The sequence below is a fragment of the Arenibacter nanhaiticus genome, assembly GCF_900141935.1.
GTDB classification, from domain to species: Bacteria; Bacteroidota; Bacteroidia; order Flavobacteriales; family Flavobacteriaceae; genus Arenibacter; species Arenibacter nanhaiticus.
This window is the reverse complement of record NZ_FQYX01000003.1, coordinates 11,032-36,747: the sequence shown is the minus strand read 5'-3', so window position 1 is coordinate 36,747 and position 25,716 is coordinate 11,032. Positions and strand designations below refer to the sequence as shown.

The following is a 25,716-nucleotide window of genomic DNA, read 5'->3' as shown; positions in this document are numbered from 1 at the left end:
TTTTAAATTCCTATATTAACTCCTAAAGACAATACTTTTTGAAGTGGGTATACTTTTCCACCACCAAAACCTCCAGCAGTAGCTTCCGGGTCAAAGTTTTCATTTAGTTTAGTCCATGTAACAAGATTATCACCACTAAAGAACAATTGAAATTTAGACAATCCCATTTTAGAAGTTATACTGCTAGGAAAACTATAGGACAATTGTATATTTTTAATTCTAGTATAAGAAGCGTCCTGCAAATATCTAGTTTGAGCTCTGGTATTTTTACTATGTTGACTATTTATATAAGGTTTTGGAAAATATGCATCCGTATTTTCAGGAGTCCAATAATCCAAAGACGCTTTTGTAATACTGTTTTGCCAAAAACTACCCCTGTAGCCCCAAAATAAATTGGTGTTATTACTAAACATAATATCGCGTTTGGCCACACCTTGAATCAATACGGACAAATCAAAACCTTTATATCCTGCCGATAAATTAACACCGTAGTTATATCTTGGTGTTGAGTTACCTATAATCTTTAAATCTCCATGATCTTCTAAAGTATTGGCTCCCGGTTCTATAGCTCCATTACCATCTAAATCGGCATATTGGATATCTCCAGCCCCCCATGACGACCAATATCTTGATTGATCAGGTGCATTATCAGCTTCTTCCTGAGATTGAAATATCCCGACTGTTTCAAACCCCCATATCTCACCAAGCTTTCTACCTTCGTACCAAGTGCTTAAAATCCCCGTAGGGTTAGTATATTTAGTTACTTTAGATTGGTTATCACCAATATTTACACCAATGCCATATGTAAAATCTCCTACGTTATCTTGGTATTTTGCTGAGAACTCCCAACCTTTGGTTTCCAGTTCAGCATTATTTTCAACAGGAGCAGCGGTACCCAATGCAGTAGGTAATGCCAGAGCAGGACCAATCATATCTGAAGTAGTTCTATTAAACCCTTCTAGACTAAGGTTTAATTTATTATTAAATAACGCCGCATCAAATCCAAAATTATAAGAAGTCACTGTCTCCCATGTTAAATCCGGACTTATAAGTCCTGGTGCGGTAACTATATTTGGCCTAACGCCATTAATAAGATAAGAAGACAGTCCTGTACCCATCAACTCTACAAACCGATTAGCCAAATCAGGGTCATGATTCCCTAATTGCCCCCATGATCCTCTTAGTTTTAAATAGTTTACTGTATTTTTTAACGGAGACCAAAAATCTTCATTAGAAATTATATATCCTGCTGAAATTCCGGGAAACGCACCTTTTCGCTTTCCTTCACTAAAATATGAACTTTCATCAATTCTGATTTTCCCTTCAACAAAATACTTCTCATCATAGTTGTATGATATACTTGTGAAAAAACCACGAGTAGCAAAATGGCTAAGGTTATCAGAGGCTACCTCATCACCAACAACCGTTGAAAGAGTGGGCACATTAGTGGTAATTAGTTGACTTCCTCTACCAAAAAGACCAATATTTTCTGTCAATCTGGATTCTGCACCAACTAATACATCAATATTATGATTTTCGACAGCCAATTTATAGTTTGATGTAGCATTTAAAACTTGTGTTTTTCTTTCAGAGAAGAATCGACTAATTTCATCTAAACTATGTCCTATATTTTGTTGTCTTCCACTTGGTTGGACAATAAAATTTCTTAATTCCAGTCTTTCATTCTTAAAGTTTCGTACACTATAGTTATATCGCACTCTTGTTATCCAATTTTCTATTGGTTCTATTTCTACCCCGCCTTGTAAAATTGTATTTCCTGTAATATCAATATCATGTCCGGAATCCCTTATGCGTAAAATATCTAAATTCAGGATTCTATCGGGGTCATCAGGATAATATAAAGGCATCATTGGCCACATTCTTGCAATTTGGTGGTAAAGAACATCTTTGTTAAAACCTGCAAATCCACCACTTGGAAGTCGCTGTTCTTCTAAAGAATATTTTGTTGATATATCAAATTTTAACCAATCAGTAGCTTCTGTTTCAAAGTTAAAAGTAAAGTTATAACGGCCATATTGCTCATTTGCAAAATTCATATTGCCTAATTGTTCAAAATAATTTCCCGAAACATAAAACTTTGATTTTTCTCCACCTCCACTAATACTAAGTCTATGTTGTTGCCTAGGTGCACTATCCTTAAAAATAACATCATACCAATTATAATCTGCGAAGCCATCATGATAAGTTCTCCAGCTATCAGAACCAACAGCTGGTGCTGTATCAACTGTAAGTACACCTGCTCTATAGTCCAATATATCCTGTAATTCATCTTCAGTAAACACAGGTGCTGATCCATCATTTGACGCACCATCATTATACGCCTTAGCCCATTCAATACTATTCGCTATTTTAGGAAGGTTTGTAGGCTTTGAGGTAGCAACATTATTAGAATACTCTACCTGAACTTTTCCTTTCTTACCCTTTTTGGTTGTAATTAATATAACACCAAAAGCTCCCCTAGAACCATAAATAGCTGCTGCTGCCGCATCCTTTAATACTGTAACATCTTCAACATCATAAGGATTAATGGCATTCATATCAGATACATCTATTGGTAATCCGTCAAGAAGCACATATGGTTGCCCTCCGTTTCCTGTTAATGTCCCAGATCCCCTTATATTAAGGTTAACTGCAGCACCAGGCTCACCTCCATTACTACCCACTGAAACATTAAAGTTAGCTACATTACCTTGTAACATTTGATTAATATTAGCTACAGGACGTTTCCCGATTTCTTTTTCCACAGAAACACTAGCGATAGATCCAGTAATATCAGTACGCTTTTTAGATCCATAACCTACCACGACGACTTCATCTAATTCATTCGAAGCAGTAAGAACAATTGTCAATTCTGTTTGATTAGTGACTTTTACCTCCTTTGAGTTATAACCAATATAAGATACATCAAGGATATCACCCATTGATGCCTGAATACTAAAATTTCCATCAAAATCGGCAGCTACACCAGTAGTACTACCCTTAATTACAATCGAAGCCCCAGATAATGGAATATTTTCTTCATCCGTTACCGTACCAGAAATAGTTTTCTGTGGCAATTCTATTTCGGATTTAGAATTATTTGGTATTTGAGGAGTAATTATTTTTGAAGGATCAGGCTTTAAAACAATTTGTTTCCCAACGACCTTAAAAACAATATTGGTACCTTCAAATAATTTTTCCAAAACGTTAGAAATTCGCTTTTCCTTTTCAGTTACAGAAACTTTTTTCGCTAGATCAATAATATCGGTATCTACGAAAAATTTAAATTTTGTTTTAGATTCAATTTCATCCAAAACACTTTGAATAGTAACATCATTGAGGTTCAATGATATTTTGGTATTTTGTGAATACGAATTTGCTTGGCTCTGCATCAATACAACCAAAAATAAAAATGTCGTTAATTTCACCTTTAAGTTGAATTTAGGAATGCCAATAGAATGACACTCCTGTTTTAATAGTTTTTTCATACCTTTGTTTGATTTTTTGGTTAAAAATTTAGTTCTTTTAACTATTTAATTTTCCGGGGAATGTTCCAAGCGTTTCCCGGTTTCTTAAAAATTAAATAGTTTCATGATCGATACTCATTTCTTTTCAGTTCTTCATTTCGTTGGTTTTAAGGTTATTCAATAATTATTTTATTATTCTCGATTGTGTATTTAATACTAAAGCTTTCATCCAAAGTTTGCATAACCTCTCTTATCGTCTCAACATCAAAGACAGCATTATAGACTTTCTCATCAAGTTCTCGGTTATTATTAATAATTTGGATATTGTAATGCCTTTCCAATTTTTTGCGAATGATTTTAAAGGGAGTATTTCGAAAAATCATCTTTCCTGACACCCAGGCGGTGTACATTTCTACATCAACAACTTTTACAATGACCTCCTTTTTCTCCTTGTTCCATATTGCCATATGATCTGGCTCTAAAACAGTTGAATGCTCCTTTGAAAACTGCTCTTTATATCGGTAAATACCCACCGATCCCTCAACCAAAACGGTACTAACATCTTTTTCTCCAGGGTATGCACTCACGTTAAATGCAGTTCCCAGCGCCCTAATTTTAGCATTATTGGCACTTACAATGAAGGGGTCCTTATTTTTTGCCACTTCAAAAAATGCTTCTCCCGTCAAAAAAACTGTTCGGTTAGCACCTTTTATAAATTTTACTGGGAATTTCATACTTGAACCCGAGTTTAAAAATACTTTTGTTCCATCGGAAAGGGTCACTTGAAACTTTTTACCATAAGGCACCTTGAGTGTATTGTAAACCAGTTCTGAAAGTTCAGCATCCTTAAATTGAATGCCCTGTTTTATTTGCTTTCCAATAACTTCCCCTTTTTCTGAAATAATATCTTGGGTAGCCTCTTCTTGTAGGATAACGGATCGTCCGTTTTCCATCTCTAGGGTTATCTTATGTTCCTTATGAAACGGCTCTGAAGTGGTTTGTATAGCATTATCCTTTTGAAAAATTAATAAAGTACCGACTGCTAATACTAATATTGCAGCATATTTAGAAACCCTTAAAAATCTTCCTCTAGAAAAAACATTATTATCTTTCCTTATTCTATCCTGTAAATATTTTTTAACATTTTCCGCCCTATAATTCCTCAATTTATAATCTATTGAATAATTTATTTTTGCATAATCTTTAAAAATCTCCTTGTTTTCCGGTTGTTCCAATAAAGAATTCAACTCATCCAATTCATCTTTATTAATAGAATGATTTAGATACTTCACTATTAAGTGGTCAATATGATTAAGCTTCATAATTCATTAATTCTACAAACAATACGGAGCTATTTTTGCTATCCCCTATTATTTCTGAAAAAAAAATCACATATTTGAATATTTATATTTTTTAAAGTTTGTTTATGAAGTGGGATTTTAGCGTCAATTCAGTTTTAATTGAACAGCTGGAAAAAGGCAATCAAAGGGCTTTTTCCTTTTTAGTGGAAAACTATAACCACAGGCTTTGTGTTTATGCTAACAGTTTGATAAACGATCCCATAAAGGCCCAGGATATTGTACAGAATGTCTTTGTAAAAATCTGGGTAAAAAGAAAAAGTCTAAGGAATAATTTTTCAATCAAGGGGTTTATGTACCGTGCTGTCTACAATGAATTTATAGATCAATACAGAAGTGCTAAATCCTTATTAGCGTTAGAGAAATTGTATATGGACACCCTTTTACAATTTGAGTTGGAGCCAGAGACTGAAGGAACTGAAAAAATAATGAACAAGGTAATGGAAGCAATAAATGAACTTCCTCCAAAATGCAAACAGATATTTCTTTTAAGCAAGAAGGAAGGATTGGATAATATTGAAATTGCAGAATATTTAGTCATTTCCAGTAAAACTGTCGAAAATCAAATAACAAAGGCATTTGGAATTCTACGAGAAAAATTAGGCAAAAAGTACGAGTTGGTAATGATGTTGATCTTTGGTATGAAAAGTAAAAAATTTGCGTAAGGATAATTATAAGGATCTATAAATTAAACTCTGTCTAATCGCCATTATCCCGTAAAACCTGTAAGTTTAATTTATGTGTCGAAATAAATCATCACCTAAGAATGATTTATTTTTAAATTTCACCCTTCCTAAGACTTACCAACAACCTCTACCAAAGCTTGAAGGATAGCCATGTCATACCCAGAAATACTCGATTGGACAAAAATCCAACTTCCAAAAGAACGGCCGGACATGTAAATTGGGTATCCCTGAGAACTTGAAAATTGGCATACTTTCTACCCCTGATTTTAAAGCCCAAGGAGTTGTCGAACTCCAATAAAATTGTTCTCGCCAAATTTTCCGAATGTAATAGAAGTTTGGTATCCATTTTTATGTGGGGATATTGTATAAAGACTTCAACACCTTGTGCTTTTTCCTCGTTGCCTGATTACAGTGGATAGATACAAAAAGATTTGCCCGTAAAGCTTTTGCTAATTTAGCCCGATGGCCTAACCAAATTAAGGTGTCAGAATACCTAGTTAAATATATATTAAGTTGATTGCCATATAGCTCCTTGTTCAAGCGTAGAACCTCCTTCCCTACTGCAAGAACAATATCCTTTTCCCTTACCCCATTCACCCCTACCGCCCCATAATCTAATCCCCCATGTCCAGGGTCCAAGATTATTATTGGACCATTTTTTTCTTGTCCAATAGCAAAGCTCCAACCAAGGAACAATCCAAAGCAAAAACAAATCGTCAAAAACCGCTTCATAACTCGGTGAATATTTAATGCGTGTTGCACAATATTCATCGATTTCTACAATTCACTTCCAATATGTTAATTTTTAACACTTTAGAATATTAAAATTTATTCGATTCCCATCATTCAAGCCGATCCTTTAGAAATTCCATAAACAATAATCCATAAGTCGTCCTTCCCATACTATAGGGTCGGCTTCAAAACCACATAATCATGAAAAAGATTAGCAAATCAATTGTACTGTTGCTCTTGGCAACGGCACCGTCTTTTGCTCAGATTGGGGGCATAGAAGATTCTGTAAACGATGTTTCCGACACCATCAGAACCATCTTTCCAATTATCCTAGGAGTCATTTTCATTATAGGGTTCTTGTTCAACGCTGGGCATTTCTTTGGAGAAAACGCAGATCTTAAAAAGAGAAAAACCTACTACAGAAAGAAGAACTTAGAAGGATTAATCTGTCATACACGAGGTGGTTCGTGGGATGGATACAGTGGAAATGAGTGTTTTTCTTTTCATGGTGCAACTGCAATATTTGGTGTCCCAATAACCTGGTTTAATTTGCTTTAGGAAATTACCAAAATGGGATAACTCCTCCCTCGAAAATTCAAGGTAAAAATGACAGAATGTCAAATGAAATAATTTGCATGTTGAACATGATACTAGGATCCTTTTTTGGTTTGGTTCAAGACCTTTGTTTTATGGCACATAATTATAATATTTATGTTATTCTTCATATTTTACTTGACCACCAAAAAGCAATTCTTAGATTTACAGTTGATCTTTACCGTATACTACTTGGACAAATTCCGAATTTGCGTTTGAAGGCAGTCGAGAAGTGTTGTGGATTTTTATAGCCTACTTCATCTGAAATTTGACTAATGGAATATTTACTTTTTAAAAGTAGTTCTTTGGCTTTTTTCATACGTACTTCAGATACATATCCAAAAACGGTAGTACCGAAAAGGATTTTAAAATCCCGTTTCAACAAAAACTCATTAGTTCCTATTTTTTTTGATAGCTCTTTTAAGGTTCCAGGATTCCTATAGTTCTTAGATAGGTAATTTAAAGCTATTTCCATCTTAACTATGTTACAAGGAGTTACGGGCTCATTCGGTTTTAGATCCAAGCTTAATATGTTGAGCTGTAAAAACAAAAGCTCCATAACCTTAGAGTGTACATATATTTTACGAAAATGCCCCTTCCATTTACAATCTATGATCAAGTTAATTAGGGTTAACATTTCAGAGGTAATTGGCAAATTTTGTTTTCTGATATAACCATTTTCATAGTTCTCAATTTGCTGTCTGAAATCAATAAATTTTTCGTGTTTTGGAAAAAATTTGATAAAGAATTCTTTTTGAATATCTATTAAAAAAATATGGTGTTCTCCTTTAGAAATAAGGGCTTTACACTCAGTTTCAATACCAAAAAAGATATTACATTCATGTGCAGTAAATGAGCTAGATTTACCTAAAATTTCTATAGTATAATTACCTTTAAGTAGAAATACCATTTGTACCGTTTCGCCAATAAAAGTGCAATCTACATGAACGTCTTTAGTTGATGTTAGAATTCCTGAAGCAATCTTAAAATAATCAAATATTATTTCTTTAAAATTCAACAGAAAATCTTCATAAACAATTTTGGAATTTATATCAAAGACATCTGATTCATCATTTTTTTTAGTCTGTTCTCCCTGTTTAAAATGACTCTCGGTCGTTCTGCCCGATATCACAGAAATATGGTTTTTTAGGTCTTTCTTAATTGTATGTTTATGGTCAATATGCTTCATACTCTCATTATGGTAGAAGCAAATATATAATTTTATTTATATTTAGTCTAAATACAAATAAATGGAGTATTTGAGATTATTTCTACAAAATAGGCTTAAAGTGCTCGGACACATTGAATATGCTCTGTAACCCGTATTAACATATCTAAAAAGGAATTTAAGAAATTCCGTTTCGCGTATAATTTTATCCGTTTGACGTACTATTTTCATGCGAATGGCGTACTACATTCGCAATCTATTTATATTCAATCTAAATAATTTTTTAAATATGTCATCAATAAATCGGATAGTATTCTTCGCGTTGTTTTTAACTTGGGGTCAAAATCTTTTTGCACATGCTCTTTGGATACAAACTAAGGCCCAAGCAGAAGTTAATAAAGAACATGAAATAACCATTTTTTATGCTGAACCTAATGACGAACGTGAGATCATTGTTAATTGGTGGTCAGACACCTCAAATTTCACATTATGGTTAACTCTACCCAATGGTACGCGTAAGCAATTGGATGTAAAAAAAGATGAAGATTCTTTTTCTTCTTCTTTTACGCCTCTAGTCATTGGGGACTATAAGCTGTCTATTAGCCATAATGTAGCTCAACTAGTGGGTGATACTCAATATCAATTCAATGCTTCTGCCTCGGTCAAGGTAGGTACGCTAAAATCGCCATCCAGTTTTGATACCAACTTCACTAAAGATGAACTTTTCATAGATTACAAAATTGCCAAAAAAGGAAAACAATCAGAAGTTTCAATTTTTGTTCACGACGGAAACGAACCAATTGCAAAAAATAAAGTGACCGTATTTGCACCAAATGGTTGGCAAAAAGCTATAGAGACCAATGAACATGGTATGAGCACTTTTGATGCAAAATGGCCGGGTGTATATTTTTTAGAAGGCTTTAAAACAGAAGAAGTTTCAAATAACGACATTACTAAAAAAATAAGGGTAATTACTTTATTGGTAGACCTACCCGAATAAGATCGATAAACGCCCCCCTCTTTCAATAGTCTAAGAAAAACAAGTAAAATACAATGGTAACCTTAGCAATTTGCTTCACCTTTATAGGTTTTTATCTCAATTACCTGACCTCCAAAAGGGCACAATTGACAAATGATTTTCTGCTTGTATGGGCAAAACAAAAACCAAAAAGAACAAAAATTAGCGGTTTACTGCTCCTACTGTTAGGACTAACCTGTACTGTTTACTGTTTAGGGTGGACTTCCGGACTTTTATCATATTCGGTCATACTAATGACTTTTGGAAGTTTAATAGTTTTGGTTTCACCATTACATTTTTTTACCCTGAAGCGAACTGTAATCTTGGCCTTGGTCTTGTTTTTAATTGAAATAAATCAGACCTAAGATGCCGGCAAACAGAAAACATTTGACAAAATCTCCTTGGCAGCGTTTTGCAAAGATATCGGCCGGTTTCATAGGTGGATATTTGGTAACCCAAACATTTCATATGCTATTGATACAGTGGTGGAACCCTGTCAATGCCATTATTACCCTTCAATTTGTCGGTTTCGCACTTTGGTTGGCCCTGCTCATTTTAGCTTTTTTAGCAAAAAACGGTTGGAAAACTTGGTGTATTTACCTCTTGTTGACCTTTATAATGGGAATACTTATTTATTTGAATCCAACCCTTTTTAAATAAAAATATGGCACAACGGACTTATAATATCATTTTTCATACACACACCATAAGTGGTATCATCATTAGCGCGGCACTATATGTAATTTTCTTTACGGGTTCTATTTCCTTTCTCCGTGATGAGATCAATGCTTGGGAACGAAACGAGCCCATAAGAAAGGACTATTTTAACCAAGCGGATTTTGATGGCGCGCTAAAAGCACTGAGCAAAGAGCAAGACCTCTATGGGCGTGATATTAGTTTCTCGCATCGTTATTTTGAACGACGGGTGGGGGCTTCGGTGACACAATCAAAAGACTCCACTATAAAAGATACGCCCCACAAAGGTCGTAGAGGTAATTTCTTTTATTTGGACATGGATAGTTTTCAAAAAAACGATTATGCCTCCAACTATTCATTAGGAGAGTTTTTTTATCGCTTACATTTTTTTGCTCAGCTAAACCTTGTTGGGCGCTCTGGGTATTTCTTGGCAGGATTAGTGGCATTCTTCTTTCTCTTTGCCGTGGTTACGGGAGTCATAATCCATTGGAAGAAAATTATTCAAGGATTTTACGTATTCCGGCCAAAGGCAAAATGGAAAACTATTTGGACGGATGCCCATATAGCTCTAGGGATGATAGGTTTGCCGTATCAATTTGTCTTCGCCCTTACCGGCGCCTATCTTATCATAGGGTACACCATTATGCTACCACCCGTTGAGGCTATTATGTTCGAGGGCGACGGTAAAAAACTACAACAGGCAATGGAATACGATAAGGCTGTGGAATATAAGTTTGACGGAAATAGGTTGGACAAAGAAACAAACATCGCCCAGTTTGTAGATAGTATTTTAGTTCGTTGGCCTGAGTTACAATTGAACGGATTGCAGGTTTTTAATTACGGAGATACCAATATGCATATAAAAGTATCGGGATCGCCTTTATATTCCGAAAAATTATTGGGCACAGGATATTTAACCTATCGTGTTCGTGATGGTAAGCTGGTAAACCAAAAGGATCCATATAACAATATTTCTTACGCAGAAGGTGCTCCCAATTTATTAAGAAGGCTACACTATGGCGATTTTGGCGGTTACGGTATAAAACTGGTATATCTTATACTTGGTTTTATAACTTGCTTTGTCATCCTTTCAGGAGTTTTAATTTGGCTTGTGGCACGTAAAAATAAGTCCGTTTCCATAGCAAAGCAACGCTTTAATAAATGGCTCGTACATGCGTACATGGCCATTTGCCTTAGTCTTTATCCTATAACTGCAATAGCATTTATAGCAATGAAGCTCTTTACGACTGGGACTGATCCTTCACGAATGACTTTCCTCTATAAGGTTTTCTTTTGGGGGTGGTTGGCCTTTATCATCCTCTTTCTCTTCAAAAGGAACGATCGGTATACCAATACGGTAAGTTTACTGCTTGGTGGGCTATTGGGGCTGTTTGTTCCTATAACCAATGGTCTTGTTACTGGCAATTGGCTATGGGTTTCATGGTCCAAAGGGTATAGCCAAATATTTGTGGTGGATTCATTCTGGGTTGCCTTGTCTCTAACTGCTTTTGCTGTTTTGATGAAGCTAAGAAAAAACCGCCTGAACAATAAATTGATGGAAAATTCCCGAAAAAAAGGACTGAAGTCAACAAAAAGCTCGAAAGTCCAAGTTCCTTAGTAAAAATCCGTTTTACGTACATTTTTATCCGCTTAGCGTACAATATTTCAATGCTATTCAAGGTACTTTTGCACCTTAATGTTATTTAGAATAATTCTAAATATAAATATTTAGAACAGAAAAAGATTTCTCACTACTAACCAAGTATTCATAAAATATGTTCCTAAAAAAATATGTTCCTCCGTTATTCATTCTTGTTTGTTTTTTGTTTTCATCAAAGGCAACAGGTCAATCTTTAAAAACAAAAATATCGGGATTAATTACAGAGGTAGACGGCAGTTCTGTTTTTGGTGCTACGGTACTGCTACAGAGTACGAACACCGGTGCAATAACCGAAGCAGATGGTTCATTTGAGTTGATTGGGGAGTTTTATGGGGAACACGTATTGCAAGTTTCATATTTGGGATATACGACCGTTTTACATAAACTGAGCTTGAAAAAGGGCTCTTCATATACAGTTAATATTTCCATAGAAGAGAACAATGTTGATCTTGAAGAGGTCATTGTAACGGGAAAGAGTGTCGTTCAACAAGTAAAGGAACGCGCCTATAACGTAAGTGTGGTAGACGCTAAAAAACTACACAATACATCATTAGATCTTGGGCACGCTTTAGATCGTGTCTCAGGAGTTCGTGTACGAGAAAGTGGTGGCGTGGGCTCACAAATGAGTTTTTCACTTAATGGGTTTAAAGGAAACCAAATACGATTTTTTATTGATGGGGTGCCTATGGATAATTTTGGTTCTTCCTTTCAGATCAACAATATTCCCATAAGCCTAGCAGAGCGCATAGAGGTTTATAAAGGGGTTGTCCCTATCGGTTTAGGTTCTGATGCTCTAGGGGGGGCAATTAATATTATCACAAATACCTATAAGAAAAATCATTTAGAAGCTTCATATTCCTATGGTTCTTTTAATACACACCGATCTTCTATAAACGCAATTTACGTTGGCAAATCTGGATTTACGGCTCAAATAAATGCCTTTCAAAATTATTCCGACAATAATTATAAAGTGAATGTGGATGTTGCGGATCTTACTACAGGGGAATATTTTCCCGATCAAACCGTAAAACGTTTCCATGACACGTACCACAACGAATCTGTACTTTTTAATATGGGCGTGGTAAACAAAAGCTTTGCCGATCAACTGCTATTTGGTATTACATTGGGACAAAATTACAGAGAAATACAGACTGGTGCACGTATAGTAAGTGTTTTTGGAACTTGGCATAGAAAAGGTACTATTATCATGCCAAGTGTAAAGTATAAAAAAGACGATCTTTTCATTAACGGTTTGGATTTTAGGTTTAATGCAAATCTCAATTTGGGTCAAGAAAAAAATATAGATACGATCAATAGACGCTACAATTGGTTTGGCGACTATAAAGAATATGATACCCCCGGTGGGGAACGGTCCTATTCCCGCTACAACTATAAAAACAATGCAGGTGTTTCTACAGCCAATTTGAGCTATAAAATTAGCGAACATCACAATGTGGTACTGAGCAATACCTTTAACACCTTTGATAGAGTTGGGCATAACGAGTTAGACCACGATAATGAGACCTACGAACAACCAAAAAAAACGCAAAAAAACATTATAGGATTAGGGTATGATTATAAAAACAAAAATTGGAACGCCTCTCTTTTCTTAAAACAATATGGTCAGAAAAATAAATTTGCTCAACCCTATAACCCAACAGGGAATTATGGCGACGTGGCCTATAGGAACCAGACAAACAAATTTAAATCTACAGGTTATGGTTTGGCCGTTACACATTTTATGAACGAAAATTTACAGTTGAAGATTTCCTATGAAAAAAGCTATAGATTACCAGGATCTGATGAGCTTTTTGGGGATGTTATAAACCTTCGTGGCAATTTAGACTTAAAGCCTGAAAGTAGTGACAATTATAATTTAGGCACTAGTTTTTGGTGGTATCCAAAAAAAAACCATCAGTTTAATTTTAATGCAAGTGGTTTTTTCAGAAAGGCTATAGATTTTATCCGTCCCAGACTTGATGCAAACCAAACCATGCAAATTATGGATAATTTGGGTAGTGTTACCAGTTTAGGCATTGAAGGGGAAATTAGATACCAATTTAACAACCGTTTATCCATGGGCACTAACATGACCTATCAAAATTTGCGCAATAATACAAAGTATGAAGATGGGCAAACAACGGTAAGTGTCGTTTATAAAGACCGTATCCCAAATATGCCATATTTATACGGAAATGCTGATGTAAGCTATACATTCCCAAACCTTTGGAACAGAGAACATCAACTAAGCATCGGGTATAATGCCTTATATGTGCACGCTTTTTACTTGTATTGGCCAAGTTTGGGCAGCAGCAAGTTAGATGTCCCGGAACAAATCTCACATGACATCAATTTAACCTATTCATTTACCAAAAATCTTCAGGTAACACTAGAATGCAGAAACATGCTAAACAAAACCCTTTATGACAATTTTAGTCTTCAAAAACCGGGGCGAAGCTTTACCGGTAAAATAAAATATACATTTTTCTAATTACAAGACAAATACTAAAAACAAGTACATTTTTTAATCAATAAATTATATTTTTTATGAAAAATACACACCTTTATTTAAATTTATTTGCAGCTATTTCATTGATGGCATCATGTAGCAATGATGACAATCCAACTGGTACACCAACAGAGCCTATTGGAGAAGAAACGCCAAGTTCAAAATACATTATTACCGCAACACCAACTGCCTCAGAAGGCGTGGCAGATTATATTTTGACAGTAGATGACCTTAAAGAAGGGAAAATATCTACCGTGGGAAATGGAATAGAACAAGACGGTACTTATCGATATTACGTACAAAATAACAATAAGTTCTTTAGCCTGTTATACGGACAGGGTAACCCTGGTGCTGTTACAACCTATGAACTTAATACGGAAGGAGAACTAGAAAAATTATCCGACTTTCAATCGGAGACCGTACAGGCCTTCGCGGCGGTCGACAATGATATTTTATTAATTAAAACAGCTAGAAGTTTAGACAACCCAATAGCAAGTTGGTATCGTTTAGATACTGATTTACTACAGTTTGTTGCTGAAGGACAAATAAATGTTCAAGATTTAGCAGATAAAGATAATGGAGAAATGGCTTTTTTTTCTTGGATTACCCAGGTCGGAAACAAGGTTTATTTACCATACGCTACCATAAAGGGTACATCTGATGACAGGTATGGAACCAACTATCCCGATGAAGCAAACATAGCTGTCTATTCCTATCCGGAAATGAAGTATGAAAAAACAATTACAGACAGTAGAACAAGTGCTATTGGACGTTATTTTACAAACGGTCTTTCTGTTGATGAAAAGGGCGATGCCTATGCTTTTTCTTCTTCAATTGCAACGACAATAAATGAAGAAGGAGAGAGTGAGTTTTCTTCAACAAAGCCCTCAGCTATTACCCGCATAAAAAGTGGTACTACAGAATTTGATTCTACATATTTTTTTGATATAGAGGAAGTATCAGGAGGGAAATATATAACGGCAAATATGTATTTGGGCAATGGCAATTTTTTAGTTACCCTTTTAAATGTTTCAGAGAAAGGTTTTTGGAGTTCTGGTAAAGAATTGGCAATTGTTAATGTATACACAAAATCTTATATGGCTGTTACTGGAATGCCTTTATATGAAAATATTATAGATATTACAGCTAGAAATAATTATGTGTCCGATGATGGCAAAACTGCTTATGTAGGTGTAACTACTAAAACGGGGAGCTATATCTATAATATTGTTGTTGCAGATGCAACAGCAACTCAAGGGCTAGAAGTAGAAGGAGGTAAAATTACTGCAATTAGTAAAATTGAGGTTACTGTAGAATAATGATATCCATTTTCTATGTTTTTAAAAAAGATTGGGAATAAAATTAATACTGGAAGGACACACTCATTCGCCCACGATGTGGCAGTCTTTATTTTTAGGACATAGAATATGTAGATGAAGATTTGGATTATATGAACTTGATCTACGCAATTGACTACGGGGCATTTTACAGGCTAAATAATGCCCCTAATCGAAAATGTATTCTACAAATAGTAATCGATACAGTCGGTATATTTATGACTAAAGAGGATTTGAGGTGATTTTTGACCATAGTTTAGCAAGGTTCAAAACCTTGTAATTGCGATGAGTGCGTTGGATAAAAATACAAAAAGAAATGCTGTCCAAGTCCCTTGTTATATTTTTGCGTAAAGGTAAATACATCCGAACTAAACCGCTTGGAAGACCTTTTATACGTAGCCTTTTTATTTAGAAAATGGACAAAACATAAGTTGGACATCGCATAAAATTATTGATGAATTTTTAAGTAAGTTTAAACAAGTTCAAAAATCCCAACAATTAATGTAAGCCCATGAAGCAAAACAATTTTTTCCGTTCTCCATCTTATTCGGTTTTCAATCTCACTTTGTTTTATGAGAAACCTACATGGCGATTTGAGTTTTAGTCGAAAAAACCTTACAAATGAAAAATATTGGGATGCGTATGGTGTAGGGCAAGCCTCTTGTAATTTAGCAGCCAATCTAACGCTTAAGGTTTAAATTTTATAAAAAATGATAAAAACAGATATACTGATTATTGGAGCTGGCCCTACGGGACTTTTCACCGTTTTTGAAGCTGGGCTATTAAAGTTAAAATGCCATTTGATAGATGCGTTGCCACAGCCAGGAGGCCAATGTTCCGAAATATACCCTAAGAAACCTATTTATGATATTCCGGCGTTTCCGGAAATTTTGGCTGGGGATTTGGTTAGCAACCTTCTGGAACAAATCAAACCTTTTGAACCTAGTTTTACCTTGGGTGAACGCGCCGAAACTTTGGAGAAACTGGAAGATGGAACATTTATAGTTACGACCAACAAAGAGACAAAGCATCACGCTCCAGTTGTAGTGATTGCTGGGGGTTTGGGGTCCTTTGAGCCTAGGAAGCCTTTAATTCCCAATATTGCTAATTTTGAAGATGCCGGAGTAGCCTATATGATCAAAGATCCTGAAATATATCGCAATAAAAGAGTGGTCATTGCCGGAGGGGGCGATTCCGCTCTGGACTGGGCTATTTTCTTAACAGACGTAGCTTCCGAAGTTTCTTTGGTACATAGACGAAAAGAATTTAGGGGGGCATTAGATTCTGTAGAAAAGGCATCCGAATTGGCCAAATTGGGCAAGGTACGATTGTTTACCGAAGCGGAAGTTGTGGGCGTTGAGGGAAATAAAGTATTGGAAGCAGTAACCATCAGACATAACGATAAAGCGAAAGGTGAAACTGTTTTAGATGTAGATTATTTTATTCCATTGTTTGGATTATCACCAAAATTAGGCCCTATCGGAAATTGGGGCTTGGAAATACAGAGGAATGCCATAAAAGTAAATAACGCCAAGGATTATCAGACCAATATTCCTGGGGTATATGCAATTGGTGATGTCAATACCTATGAAGGTAAATTGAAATTGATTCTTTCCGGATTTCACGAGGCGGCCGTCATGTGCCAATTTGCGTACCAACGTATTAATCCAAATAAAAAATATGTAATGAAATATACCACGGTCGGGGGCGTGGAAGGTTTTGACGGTTCAAAAAAGGAAGCGAAAAAAGAAGTAGTACAAAGTATTGTTTGAGCCCTTGAATTAAAATTGAGTAGTTAGTTAGAATTTTTGGACTAATTTAGTAGGTAATCCAATGACAATGGTCTCCCAGTCTATGAGCTCTAAATACTTGTTCAGGGATAGTACATAACTAGAATATCCTTTCCCTCTTAATCGGTGATTATCCCATAAATTCCCGGATAGGACACGGTTTAAACTAAAATCACTCCTAGTTTTATTACATGTGATACGAGCATAGATTATTTTATTCTCGGGATCCTTTTTACATCTTCTAGCGAAGAAAGTGATCGACAATCTATTGATTTCATGCATGTTACGAGTCTTTAAGTTAAACACAAAGCTTATAAAAGGCGAAGAAAAACAGCCTTTAAAAGATACTTAAAGTTACAACAAAATCACTACTTTTTGATTCCCATAAGAAACACTGGAGATACCATTTTAGACGGTTTTGAATGATTTTAGATGATATCACTAAAAACTTAAAGCACTGAAAATCAATTGATTAACAATGCTTTGATATCGTTTTATTTTGTTCAGTCGGGATGACAGGATTTGAACCTGCGACCCCACGGCCCCCAGCCGTGTGCGCTACCGGGCTGCGCTACATCCCGAAATTTATTAGGTTGCAAACATAGGAAAGTTTTCACAAAATATCCCAAGTATTTTCCAAAAAAATAACCGCTTTTTTGTCGCTTAAAAATCAACTCCTAAGAATCAGCAACATAAAAAAATCCGCCTCCAAATGGAGGCGGATTTTAATGTAGAAAATCAAGCTTTTTAAGGTTTTATTTGACCAAAACACCGTAAAAAAGCAACAGCACACCACCTACAGCTATTATATTTAAAAATAGCCGATGTTAAGAACGGTCCTAACCTAAGATTGTGAAATAGCCAATTTTCCTTAAATGGTAGATGGCCCTTTTAAACGCTTCTCTATCTTTTGTTTTATTGAAGTTAGGCGCTTCATGATCTCCATGATTTGAGCGTCCTTTTCTTTTTTATAAATTTCATTAAGACCCAAGATTAACTCCTTTGCCTCTCTGGAAATTTCAATACGCTCACTAGTGGTTAGTGATCTTCTGTTTCTTTGCTCAAACTCGAGAGCCCTAGTAACTATATCCATAATTCAAACAGTTTTTTGTTCGGAAATTTTTTAATTATTATTAATATTACAAAACGATTTCAACTCTTTAGACCGTCATATTAACAGTCTTTAGCATCGCTTTTTTACACTTATTTCTTAGGGTGCAATTTTAATACCGTACAAATTAAATTCATACTTTTAGTTCATATTTTCCCCTAATCTATAAGTATAAACCTTCCATTATAATACTTTTTTTTGAATTACAATAGTTTTACCGACAATTTATTAAAAAAACATTTAAACGAATAACATAACTTACTAAAAATCATCCATATTGTTAGTGAAATTATATTTCATATCGAAGTTTATTTTAGCGTCCCATAATTTATTAAAAAAAGATTTACTCTCTTTAAAATTTTTATTCACCATAAAATGTACATACCTCCCTTGTGCATGGATACTGCTGCAATTCATTTTATAAATTACCAGCTGATAATAAGGTACAACCCAAGTATAATTACTTAACCCTTTGTTGATAAAAATAAGAATGCCATACGGACGCAATTCTATATTTGCATAGTTTATATCGGAAACCAAATTCATATAGGGCCTAAGGTTGGGACTTACTTCCTCAATGACCAATCGCTTCGATCCTATTCCCTTCCGCCGAATAATTTCGATAAAAGAAAAAGGCTTGCCTACCAAATCATTGATTATTGGTCTGTGCCCTTTATCGCGATATGTTGTATTTAAAATCATTTTTCGGATTAAACTATACACAAAGTTACAAAATGTTTAACTTTTTTAAATATTAATTAAACATAAATTAACAGGAGTACTGTTTTACAAAAGGACTATCCTTCTCTTTACCTCCAAAATAGTCAGGGGTAAAATAGATAAGGAAACTAGATTATCTTTCTTTTACCTTAAAAATATTTTAAGGGATAGTAGCCTTAAAAAAAAGAAATCCCCGTTAAATTCTAGCTATAGTCATTTTATCAAGAAGATAATTTTTTTGTGCCTTTAAAAACCAACAAGGCAATATATCCTATTTAGAAAACCATCACCTGAAGAATATTGGAATATAGTAGATATACGTAAGGGACGTAGCTACGGTTCATACGTTTAAGAGGTTTGAAAATTATTGATTTTAATATTTTTCGCTTTTAAATCGAACATTAAATTATACAATCCAAAAAACGTACGGTTCATGTAGATAAAGTGTTTAGACCCCCTATTGGCGTTCAATTTTTTAAGTTGTGTGTTTTTAGCATACCGTTCGCCCAAAGCGGCAATTTGACCAAAAAACTTGCCATCCGAAAAATCGAAGGTCTCTCCATGGAAAGGTTGTGTAAATAAACTCAGCATTTCATGAAACATAGCTCTAAAGAATTGCAGTTCTTGCTCATTATCATCTTGTCGCAATATTTCCAATTCGAATAATTTTTCTTCAAAAAAGGCATCATCGGCCAAACTTTCTTTTTTTGCCAATTCAAAATACGGGCGATAAAAATTATCGGGTATCGCCTTCATACACCCAAAATCCAACGCTATAAGTTTACTGTCTTCAGACACCAAAAAATTCCCAGGATGCGGATCGGCATGTACCTTTTTTAAGATATGAATCTGAAACATATAAAAATCCCACAAGGCCTGTCCCAAGGTATTAGAGAGTTCCTGATTGCTGTTGTGGGCCACGAATTCGGACAGGTGCTCGCCACTCATATAATCCATGGTGATGATTCTTTCCGAAGATAAGGCCTCATAGTATTGAGGAAACAAGAGGTTGGGGATGTGCTGGCAGGCTTTTACAATTTCCTTGCTCTGCTGCACTTCTAATACATAATTGGTTTCTTCAATTAATTTCCCCTCTATTTCTTTAAAATACTTATCCGAGTCCTTGCCCTTAATATTAAACATGCTCAGGGCTATTGGCTTTACCATGGCAAGGTCCGATGCGATACTCTCTGCAACCCCTGGATACTGAATTTTTACCGCTAATTTTTTTCCGTCTTTTTCGGCCATATGAACCTGCCCTATACTCGCGGCATTTACCGAGATAGCATTAAAGGAATCATAGGTTTCATTGGGCAATTTCCCGAAATATTTTTTAAACGTCTTTAGCACTAAAGGTGCAGACAAAGGCGGTACCGAGAATTGAGACAAGGAAAACTTTTCTACATAGGCCTGCGGCATGATACTTTTTTCCATACTTAACATCTGGGCAACCTTTAAGGCACTCCCCTTTAGCTGTTTTAGTCCGTCATAAATATCTTCCGCATTATTCTTATTCAGCAAATCTTTGGCTTCCACTTCGGATTTGGTGAGCTTGTCCCCATAATATTTAAGGTAATTTACACCCACCTTAGCTCCGGTAGATACTAATTTACTAGCGCGTTGTATTTTTGAAACTGGAATTTTATCTATTGTTTTCATTTAGGATCCTATAAGTTAAAATGACTCTTTTCCTTAAAAATAAATTTCCCGAAATCAACGAGGCTTTTTAAAGGAGCTATGTTTAATACGTCAAAACTTGTATTGACCGACTTTTCTATAAAAACATCCGTTTTTTCAAAGCCTGCAGAAGTATCGCCCATCCAAAATTTAATGGTTAGCAAAAACTGTAACCAAGCTCCTTCACTAAGTGCTTTCTTTTGAATTTTTTCTATTTTCTCCTGTTTTAGCTCCAAGGTTTCTATATCCAATACGTCTATATATTGTATAAAACACTCCCGTAAACTAGAAAGCACCGAGAGTCCCTTTAGTCCGTTTTTGTAACGTTCTAAAGAAGCCTTTACATAACTCCTATTCGCAGTAAGGTTTTCAAAGAATGTAAAGTAATAGCTCAACAGTTTGTTACGGGCATCAAAGCTGTTATAGTCCTCACTTTTCTCCAACACCTGAAGGGTAACTTCATGAAAAGTTTTGAACACGTCCTTTTCCAGTGCCTCAAAGGATCCAAAGAATTGATAAAATTTCTGCTCTTCAAAATTATGCGCCTTTGCAAAAGCATAGACCGATTTTGGTTTCTCATTATGCTCCAAAACATAATCCATATACCAAGTAACAAGATCTTTAGGGGTAATCGTTTTATTTTTTGCCATGATAATAGTATTATCCTATAAAGATACAATTATGTTTAACGTTTTATGTTAAAGAATAAACAAAATTAACCCAAGGTTCCTAAAATTGCTTTCTATAGACTTTTTTTCAAGTGATCCTAAACCACAATATCTATAAATCTCTTAATTCAAGTTACTCTCGCTACCTCTTGGACCTAAATAAGATTGCTCACTAATGGTTGGATGATTATAAACTTGTTCCCCTAACACTCTTGGTTAACCCCATGGAATTCTTTCATTTGTCGTACCTTTGCCCACTTTTTCTACAGTCACAAAAAAGCCCTCCATGAAGGAATTTCTAAAAAACAATTTTTCCCGAAACAGAAATATTTCAGTGATTTTCGTGGTAGTCATCATCACTATCATTGCCACTTTTATGTTAAGCTATCTTATTTCTTCTGAAGTTCAGCATGTGGGCCAGGACATTGCCAAGCGAAGCTTTCAAAAAAAATACGACCTGATCAGCCTTCAGTTTCAAGAATTTCAAAAGCCCTTGTTCGATGTTGCGAAAATAGTACCAGAAGGAAGTCGGTTCACCTCGCATAAACACCCCTTAACAATATTAAGTGAATTGCAATTATTAGACAGTAACGTCCGGGCTAACTGGTATTATACTACAAATCCTTCTGGCATCAATCACCTTTCTTTTAAGTCACATCAACGAGACAGCAACAACCTTAAAGCAGCGCTTCTAAAGGATACTATACTACCAAAAAATGGTATCGCCAGCACCATAATCCAAGAAGATGGTTCTGAAAAATACCTTTGGCGAAACAACATTAGCATTCCCCTACAAAACGAAACCTTACATTATGGGTACGACCTAGAGGTAATGGCCATACAAAAGGCTTTTTGGGACATCGATAACTATTCCTCGAGTTATGCCTATGTGTTTAATAAAGACGGTATTTGTTTATTGCATCCAGATACCGATAATATTGGTAAAAATGTTTTTAGTTTTACGCCTTTATCTCCACAAGACACTGCTATTGCCAAAGATGGCTTTACAGAGCGCCTAGTACAATCAGAATTTTTACAACTCGATGTCATTAGGTATATAAAACCTTTTTATATTGGTGGGGAAGAATGGTTTATCGCTGTTAATTATCCCAAAAGCTTGAACGAAGAAAATATTGGCATTATAAAAAAATACAGCTATACTGTCTATTTCTCCTCTGCCCTACTTCTTTTATTTGTGTTTTTTTACTTTAATAAAAGCATCAAAAAAGAATACAAGGCCATAGTGCTGTTACAAGAAGAAAAAAGCCGCTTGGCCCTTGAGAAGGAAGTTTTTCAGAAGGAGAGTGCTTTTTTGCAATTACAGCAGTTAAAAAATCAGATTAACCCGCACTTCCTATTCAACTCCCTAAATTCTTTATATACTCTTATCGATCAGGATGTGGCCCTGTCGAAGAAATTCACCTTTAAACTCTCAAAAATTTACCGGTACCTCATCAGTACTCCCCAGCAAAATATCATTCCGCTATCGGACGAAATCGAGTTTATAAAAGAATATCTATTTCTTCAAAAAACAAGGTTTAGCACTAAACTTCAGTTTCAAATAAACATCGACGACCAAGATTCCTTACGAAAAAAAATTCCATATCTCGCCCTACAAACGGTGGTTGAAAATGCCATAAAACACAATATAGCGACCAAAGAACATCCATTAATTATAACTATCCATATCCAAAATAAAGTCGTACTTATTAAGAATACCCTTCAAATAAAGGAAAACCCCGAAAAGGGGCTCCAATTTGGATTACAGTACCTAGAGAGTATCTATGGATTTTATAAAATCGACGGTTTTAAAACCTTTAAACAAGATTCTCTATTCATTTGTAAACTCCCCCTACTATAAAACCACTGTTGCTCACTCCGCTTTTTGTACCGTCTACTCTCTTTTGTTTTGATTCTTCGCCCGTGACATAGAGCTTTAACAGATTTTTTAACTCAAACATATCTATGATCAAAGTTTACAGAGTGTGGTGGATCGGTTTTCTCCTACTTGTGGGTATCAACGCCATACATGCACAAAAGCAGCAGGAAAAAGATAAGGACTCCACGGAAACAACAGGATTAAAAGAGTATCAGACCCTTATAAAAGATGGCTCTGTAGAAACGGGTATTTTCAATATCATAAAAGCCAAGAAAGACTATTATTTTGAAATTCCCGACACCCTCTTAGGAAGAGAATTCCTGATTGTAAACAAAATCTCAAAGGTTCCATTACAACTCAACGAAGCCGGCCTTAACAAAGGGATGGAGTTTGAAAACAAGGTAATCACTTTTTCCAAGGACTCCCTACTTAACAAGGTTTGGGTACGCACCTCGGTGCCAATGGTATCATCTCCAGAAAACGACGCCATAACAAAATCTGTAAAAAACAATTTTTCGGCTTCTATTATAGAGGGATTTGACATTGTTTCGATCAACACAAAAAACCCTTCTACGGTTATAAAGGTCAATAAGGTATTCGATGGCAGTGAAAAAAGTTTTAATGACGTCTTTAACAATACCGGACTAGGTGGTTCGGCAAAATCGAGTCTTTCCTTTATTTCCGAATTAAAGACGTTCCCCAGAAACATTGTAGTGAAGTCGGATCTTACCACTTCGATCTCTGAAGGGGGTGCAGCAGTACCATTGACCATAGGGATTACCTCTAATATTGTATTGCTGGCCAAGGAACCTATGACCCCGCGATTTTTAGATAAACGCCTTGGGTATTTCACCAAAAAACGCTGGTATTTTAACGATAAGCAGCATGCCATGTTAGAAAAAGAACTCATTACCCGCTGGCGGCTAGAACCTAAGGATCAGGATGTAACCCGCTATTTAAAAGGGGAACTGGTAGTGCCCAAAAAACCAATTGTATTTTATATAGACCCTGCCACTCCAGCAAAATGGCGCTCTTTTATTAAGCAAGGGGTTTTCGACTGGCAAAAAGCATTTGAAAAAGCCGGATTTAAAGATGCCGTTGTTGCTCTTGACGCCCCCGAGGACGATCCAGATTTTGACATAGACGATGTTCGTTATTCCGTGATCACTTATGCTGCTTCGCCTAAATCGAATGCGATGGGACCATCGGTCGTAGATCCAAGAAGTGGCGAAATAATTGAAGCCGATATCATTTGGTGGCATAATGTAATGACCTCCCTGCAAAGTTGGATGCGTATACAAACAGGCCCTATTGACGAAAAATCGCGAAGCAATACCTTTGCCGATGAACACATGGGAGAAGCTATCCGGTTTGTATCCTCTCATGAGGTGGGACATACCTTTGGTTTAAAACACAATATGGGGTCTTCTTTTGCTTTTGAAGTAGATTCCTTGCGTTCCAAAACTTTTACCAAAAAAATGGGCGGTACGGCTCCTTCTATTATGGACTATGCCCGTTATAACTACGTTGCACAGCCCGAAGATGGAGTCGAAGCCATTACCCCGAAAATTGGGGTTTATGACAAATATGCCATTCAGTGGGGGTACCAATGGTTCCCCGACACTAAAACGGAAGAAAACTTCCTAACGGCCCTAGTGACCGAGCACAATGACGATCCGCTGTATTTTTACGGAGAAACACAGGACTACCACAATACTATAGACCCTAGATCACAATCGGAAGACTTGGGCAACGATGCTGTACTGGCCAGCGAATACGGGATAAAAAACTTAAAACGCGTTATAGACAATGCCCTGGAGTGGACTTATATCGAAGGAGACACCTATTATAAAACAGGAAAATTATATATGGGGGTCATTGGACAATGGCAATTATACAACAATCATGTCATCAATAATATTGGTGGGGTATACCTTAATAACACCGTTCACGGAGACCAGAAAAAAGCCTACGAAAATGTAGCTGCAGAAACACAACAAAGGGCGGTAGACTACTTAAACGATAATGTGTTTACAATTCCAGAATGGCTGTTTGTCAACGATATCTCGGAAAAAACCTTTCCGTTAAAAGACTCACCCATGGGGCCTTACGAATATTCTCCCTACACCCTGGCAAGGGAACTCCAATATTCGGCATTCTATAGCCTGTTCAGTGATGCAAGGCTTTTAAGGTTGTCGGAAGCTACCATGTTCCAAAACAAGAGTGAAGAACGCTATAGCAACCAAGCCTTGTTCCGTACGGTACGAAATCATGTTTTTAAGAAAACCCTTAAAAATAAATCCCTGACCCTTTTTGAACGTATGGCGCAAAAAAACTACGTCGATGTTTTAATAGTAGATATTAACAAGCTATTCCAAAAGACATCGAAAAAAACCTTGGAAGTCTCTACCCGCTTACAAACCCCTACCCTATGTAACTATATGGTAAAAGAAGACATTTCGGCCAGAAACATCAATTACACTTCTATTAAACGGGTGTCAGAGGTGACCTCCATAAAAAAGGGAGAATTGCACAGCCTGCTTCAACTCTTGAAAAAGAAGAAAAACCATGGCGACCCACAAACGCGGGCGCATTATTTAGACCTTATCAGTAGAATCGATCAAGCAATCAACAACTAAAACTCCA

The 25,716-nt window shown here is 35.9% G+C and carries 17 protein-coding genes, 1 tRNA gene and 2 pseudogenes; 10 read left to right on the top strand and 10 right to left on the bottom strand.

Translation table 11 applies throughout. The features are described from left to right. Nucleotides 1-2: 2 nt before the first annotated feature. Both BUA16_RS02710 and BUA16_RS02705 read right to left on the bottom strand, forming a co-directional pair. Nucleotides 3-3,488, bottom strand: a complete 3,486-nt coding sequence (locus tag BUA16_RS02710) for a TonB-dependent receptor (RefSeq protein ID WP_072763113.1) — start codon at nucleotides 3,486-3,488, stop codon at nucleotides 3-5. Nucleotides 3,489-3,640: 152 nt separating this feature from the next. Further along, nucleotides 3,641-4,789, bottom strand: coding sequence for a FecR family protein (locus BUA16_RS02705; protein WP_072763112.1), 1,149 nt, complete (start codon nucleotides 4,787-4,789; stop codon nucleotides 3,641-3,643). Nucleotides 4,790-4,893: 104 nt separating this feature from the next. Between BUA16_RS02705 and BUA16_RS02700 the strand changes: the two genes are divergently transcribed. Beyond that, entirely contained in the window at nucleotides 4,894-5,490 is a 597-nt protein-coding gene (locus tag BUA16_RS02700) for an RNA polymerase sigma factor (RefSeq protein ID WP_072763111.1), read from the top strand. Nucleotides 5,491-5,638: 148 nt separating this feature from the next. Here the strand turns inward: BUA16_RS02700 and BUA16_RS18915 are convergent. Next, a pseudogene (locus BUA16_RS18915) lies at nucleotides 5,639-6,243 on the bottom strand (N-acetylmuramoyl-L-alanine amidase family protein). A gap of 201 nt (nucleotides 6,244-6,444) precedes the next feature. Here BUA16_RS18915 and BUA16_RS19120 point away from each other — a divergent pair. Beyond that, nucleotides 6,445-6,801, top strand: coding sequence for a hypothetical protein (locus BUA16_RS19120; protein WP_317045380.1), 357 nt, complete (start codon nucleotides 6,445-6,447; stop codon nucleotides 6,799-6,801). Here BUA16_RS19120 and BUA16_RS19165 read toward each other — a convergent pair. Further along, a pseudogene (locus BUA16_RS19165) lies at nucleotides 6,781-6,864 on the bottom strand (hypothetical protein); the annotation flags it as partial. The gene BUA16_RS19120 and the pseudogene BUA16_RS19165 overlap by 21 nt on opposite strands. 151 nt (nucleotides 6,865-7,015) lie before the next feature. Then, a complete protein-coding gene (locus tag BUA16_RS02680) occupies nucleotides 7,016-8,026 on the bottom strand; it encodes a helix-turn-helix domain-containing protein (protein WP_072763108.1) in 1,011 nt (336 codons plus the stop codon). 268 nt (nucleotides 8,027-8,294) lie between these two features. On the opposite strand from BUA16_RS02680, the gene BUA16_RS02675 reads away from it, so the two are divergent. From BUA16_RS02675 to BUA16_RS02645, 6 genes are all read left to right on the top strand, one after another. After that, nucleotides 8,295-9,005 (top strand): hypothetical protein, encoded by a 711-nt coding sequence (locus tag BUA16_RS02675; RefSeq protein ID WP_143150440.1) that lies wholly within the window; start codon nucleotides 8,295-8,297, stop codon nucleotides 9,003-9,005. A gap of 384 nt (nucleotides 9,006-9,389) precedes the next feature. Further along, a complete protein-coding gene (locus BUA16_RS02665; RefSeq protein ID WP_072763105.1) occupies nucleotides 9,390-9,683 on the top strand; it encodes a hypothetical protein in 294 nt (97 codons plus the stop codon). Nucleotides 9,684-9,687: 4 nt separating this feature from the next. Then, on the top strand, nucleotides 9,688-11,337 hold the full coding sequence (locus BUA16_RS02660) for a PepSY-associated TM helix domain-containing protein (RefSeq protein ID WP_072763104.1): 1,650 nt from the start codon (nucleotides 9,688-9,690) through the stop codon (nucleotides 11,335-11,337). A gap of 157 nt (nucleotides 11,338-11,494) precedes the next feature. After that, nucleotides 11,495-13,870, top strand: a complete 2,376-nt coding sequence (locus BUA16_RS02655) for a TonB-dependent receptor (RefSeq protein WP_072763103.1) — start codon at nucleotides 11,495-11,497, stop codon at nucleotides 13,868-13,870. A 56-nt stretch (nucleotides 13,871-13,926) separates the two neighbouring features. Next, nucleotides 13,927-15,207: a DUF4374 domain-containing protein gene (locus tag BUA16_RS02650; RefSeq protein WP_072763102.1), complete on the top strand. Its 1,281-nt coding sequence runs from the start codon at nucleotides 13,927-13,929 to the stop codon at nucleotides 15,205-15,207. A gap of 728 nt (nucleotides 15,208-15,935) precedes the next feature. Then, the gene (locus BUA16_RS02645) at nucleotides 15,936-16,997 is read left to right on the top strand and encodes an NAD(P)/FAD-dependent oxidoreductase (protein WP_072763101.1); all 1,062 of its coding nucleotides are present in this window, start codon (nucleotides 15,936-15,938) and stop codon (nucleotides 16,995-16,997) included. A 525-nt stretch (nucleotides 16,998-17,522) separates the two neighbouring features. Here the strand turns inward: BUA16_RS02645 and BUA16_RS02640 are convergent. The 5 genes from BUA16_RS02640 to BUA16_RS02620 all read right to left on the bottom strand — a co-directional run bounded on the left by BUA16_RS02640 (nucleotide 17,523) and on the right by BUA16_RS02620 (nucleotide 21,173). Then, a tRNA-Pro gene (locus BUA16_RS02640) sits at nucleotides 17,523-17,596 on the bottom strand. Nucleotides 17,597-17,886: 290 nt separating this feature from the next. Beyond that, nucleotides 17,887-18,108: a hypothetical protein gene (locus BUA16_RS02635; protein ID WP_072763100.1), complete on the bottom strand. Its 222-nt coding sequence runs from the start codon at nucleotides 18,106-18,108 to the stop codon at nucleotides 17,887-17,889. Between the two features lie 279 nt (nucleotides 18,109-18,387). Next, the gene (locus BUA16_RS02630) at nucleotides 18,388-18,828 is read right to left on the bottom strand and encodes a hypothetical protein (protein ID WP_072763099.1); all 441 of its coding nucleotides are present in this window, start codon (nucleotides 18,826-18,828) and stop codon (nucleotides 18,388-18,390) included. Nucleotides 18,829-19,194: 366 nt separating this feature from the next. Beyond that, nucleotides 19,195-20,505 carry an ABC1 kinase family protein gene (locus tag BUA16_RS02625; RefSeq protein ID WP_072763098.1) on the bottom strand — a complete coding sequence of 437 codons (1,311 nt, stop codon included), beginning with the start codon at nucleotides 20,503-20,505 and terminating at the stop codon, nucleotides 19,195-19,197. 8 nt (nucleotides 20,506-20,513) lie between these two features. Further along, nucleotides 20,514-21,173, bottom strand: a complete 660-nt coding sequence (locus tag BUA16_RS02620; protein WP_072763097.1) for a TetR family transcriptional regulator C-terminal domain-containing protein — start codon at nucleotides 21,171-21,173, stop codon at nucleotides 20,514-20,516. Nucleotides 21,174-21,477: 304 nt separating this feature from the next. Between BUA16_RS02620 and BUA16_RS02615 the strand changes: the two genes are divergently transcribed. After that, the gene (locus BUA16_RS02615) at nucleotides 21,478-23,052 is read left to right on the top strand and encodes a histidine kinase (RefSeq protein WP_072763096.1); all 1,575 of its coding nucleotides are present in this window, start codon (nucleotides 21,478-21,480) and stop codon (nucleotides 23,050-23,052) included. A 104-nt stretch (nucleotides 23,053-23,156) separates the two neighbouring features. After that, nucleotides 23,157-25,709 (top strand): zinc-dependent metalloprotease, encoded by a 2,553-nt coding sequence (locus tag BUA16_RS02610; RefSeq protein WP_072763095.1) that lies wholly within the window; start codon nucleotides 23,157-23,159, stop codon nucleotides 25,707-25,709. Nucleotides 25,710-25,716 lie beyond the last annotated feature (7 nt).

Excerpts from the sequence above, each read along its gene's own strand:
- BUA16_RS19120 (WP_317045380.1), top strand. The coding sequence starts at position 6,445 with ATGAAAAAGATTAGCAAATCAATTGTACTGTTGCTCTTGGCAACGGCA.
- BUA16_RS02645 (WP_072763101.1), top strand. The coding sequence starts at position 15,936 with ATGATAAAAACAGATATACTGATTATTGGAGCTGGCCCTACGGGACTT.
- BUA16_RS02665 (WP_072763105.1), top strand. The coding sequence starts at position 9,390 with ATGCCGGCAAACAGAAAACATTTGACAAAATCTCCTTGGCAGCGTTTT.
- BUA16_RS02625 (WP_072763098.1), bottom strand. The coding sequence starts at position 20,505 with ATGAAAACAATAGATAAAATTCCAGTTTCAAAAATACAACGCGCTAGT.
- BUA16_RS02660 (WP_072763104.1), top strand. The coding sequence starts at position 9,688 with ATGGCACAACGGACTTATAATATCATTTTTCATACACACACCATAAGT.
- BUA16_RS02610 (WP_072763095.1), top strand. The coding sequence starts at position 23,157 with ATGATCAAAGTTTACAGAGTGTGGTGGATCGGTTTTCTCCTACTTGTG.
- BUA16_RS02700 (WP_072763111.1), top strand. The coding sequence starts at position 4,894 with ATGAAGTGGGATTTTAGCGTCAATTCAGTTTTAATTGAACAGCTGGAA.
- BUA16_RS02680 (WP_072763108.1), bottom strand. The coding sequence starts at position 8,026 with ATGAAGCATATTGACCATAAACATACAATTAAGAAAGACCTAAAAAAC.
- BUA16_RS02705 (WP_072763112.1), bottom strand. The coding sequence starts at position 4,789 with ATGAAGCTTAATCATATTGACCACTTAATAGTGAAGTATCTAAATCAT.
- BUA16_RS02710 (WP_072763113.1), bottom strand. The coding sequence starts at position 3,488 with ATGAAAAAACTATTAAAACAGGAGTGTCATTCTATTGGCATTCCTAAA.
- BUA16_RS02635 (WP_072763100.1), bottom strand. The coding sequence starts at position 18,108 with ATGGATATAGTTACTAGGGCTCTCGAGTTTGAGCAAAGAAACAGAAGA.
- BUA16_RS02655 (WP_072763103.1), top strand. The coding sequence starts at position 11,495 with ATGTTCCTAAAAAAATATGTTCCTCCGTTATTCATTCTTGTTTGTTTT.
- BUA16_RS02615 (WP_072763096.1), top strand. The coding sequence starts at position 21,478 with ATGAAGGAATTTCTAAAAAACAATTTTTCCCGAAACAGAAATATTTCA.
- BUA16_RS02630 (WP_072763099.1), bottom strand. The coding sequence starts at position 18,828 with ATGATTTTAAATACAACATATCGCGATAAAGGGCACAGACCAATAATC.
- BUA16_RS02675 (WP_143150440.1), top strand. The coding sequence starts at position 8,295 with ATGTCATCAATAAATCGGATAGTATTCTTCGCGTTGTTTTTAACTTGG.
- BUA16_RS02620 (WP_072763097.1), bottom strand. The coding sequence starts at position 21,173 with ATGGCAAAAAATAAAACGATTACCCCTAAAGATCTTGTTACTTGGTAT.
- BUA16_RS02650 (WP_072763102.1), top strand. The coding sequence starts at position 13,927 with ATGAAAAATACACACCTTTATTTAAATTTATTTGCAGCTATTTCATTG.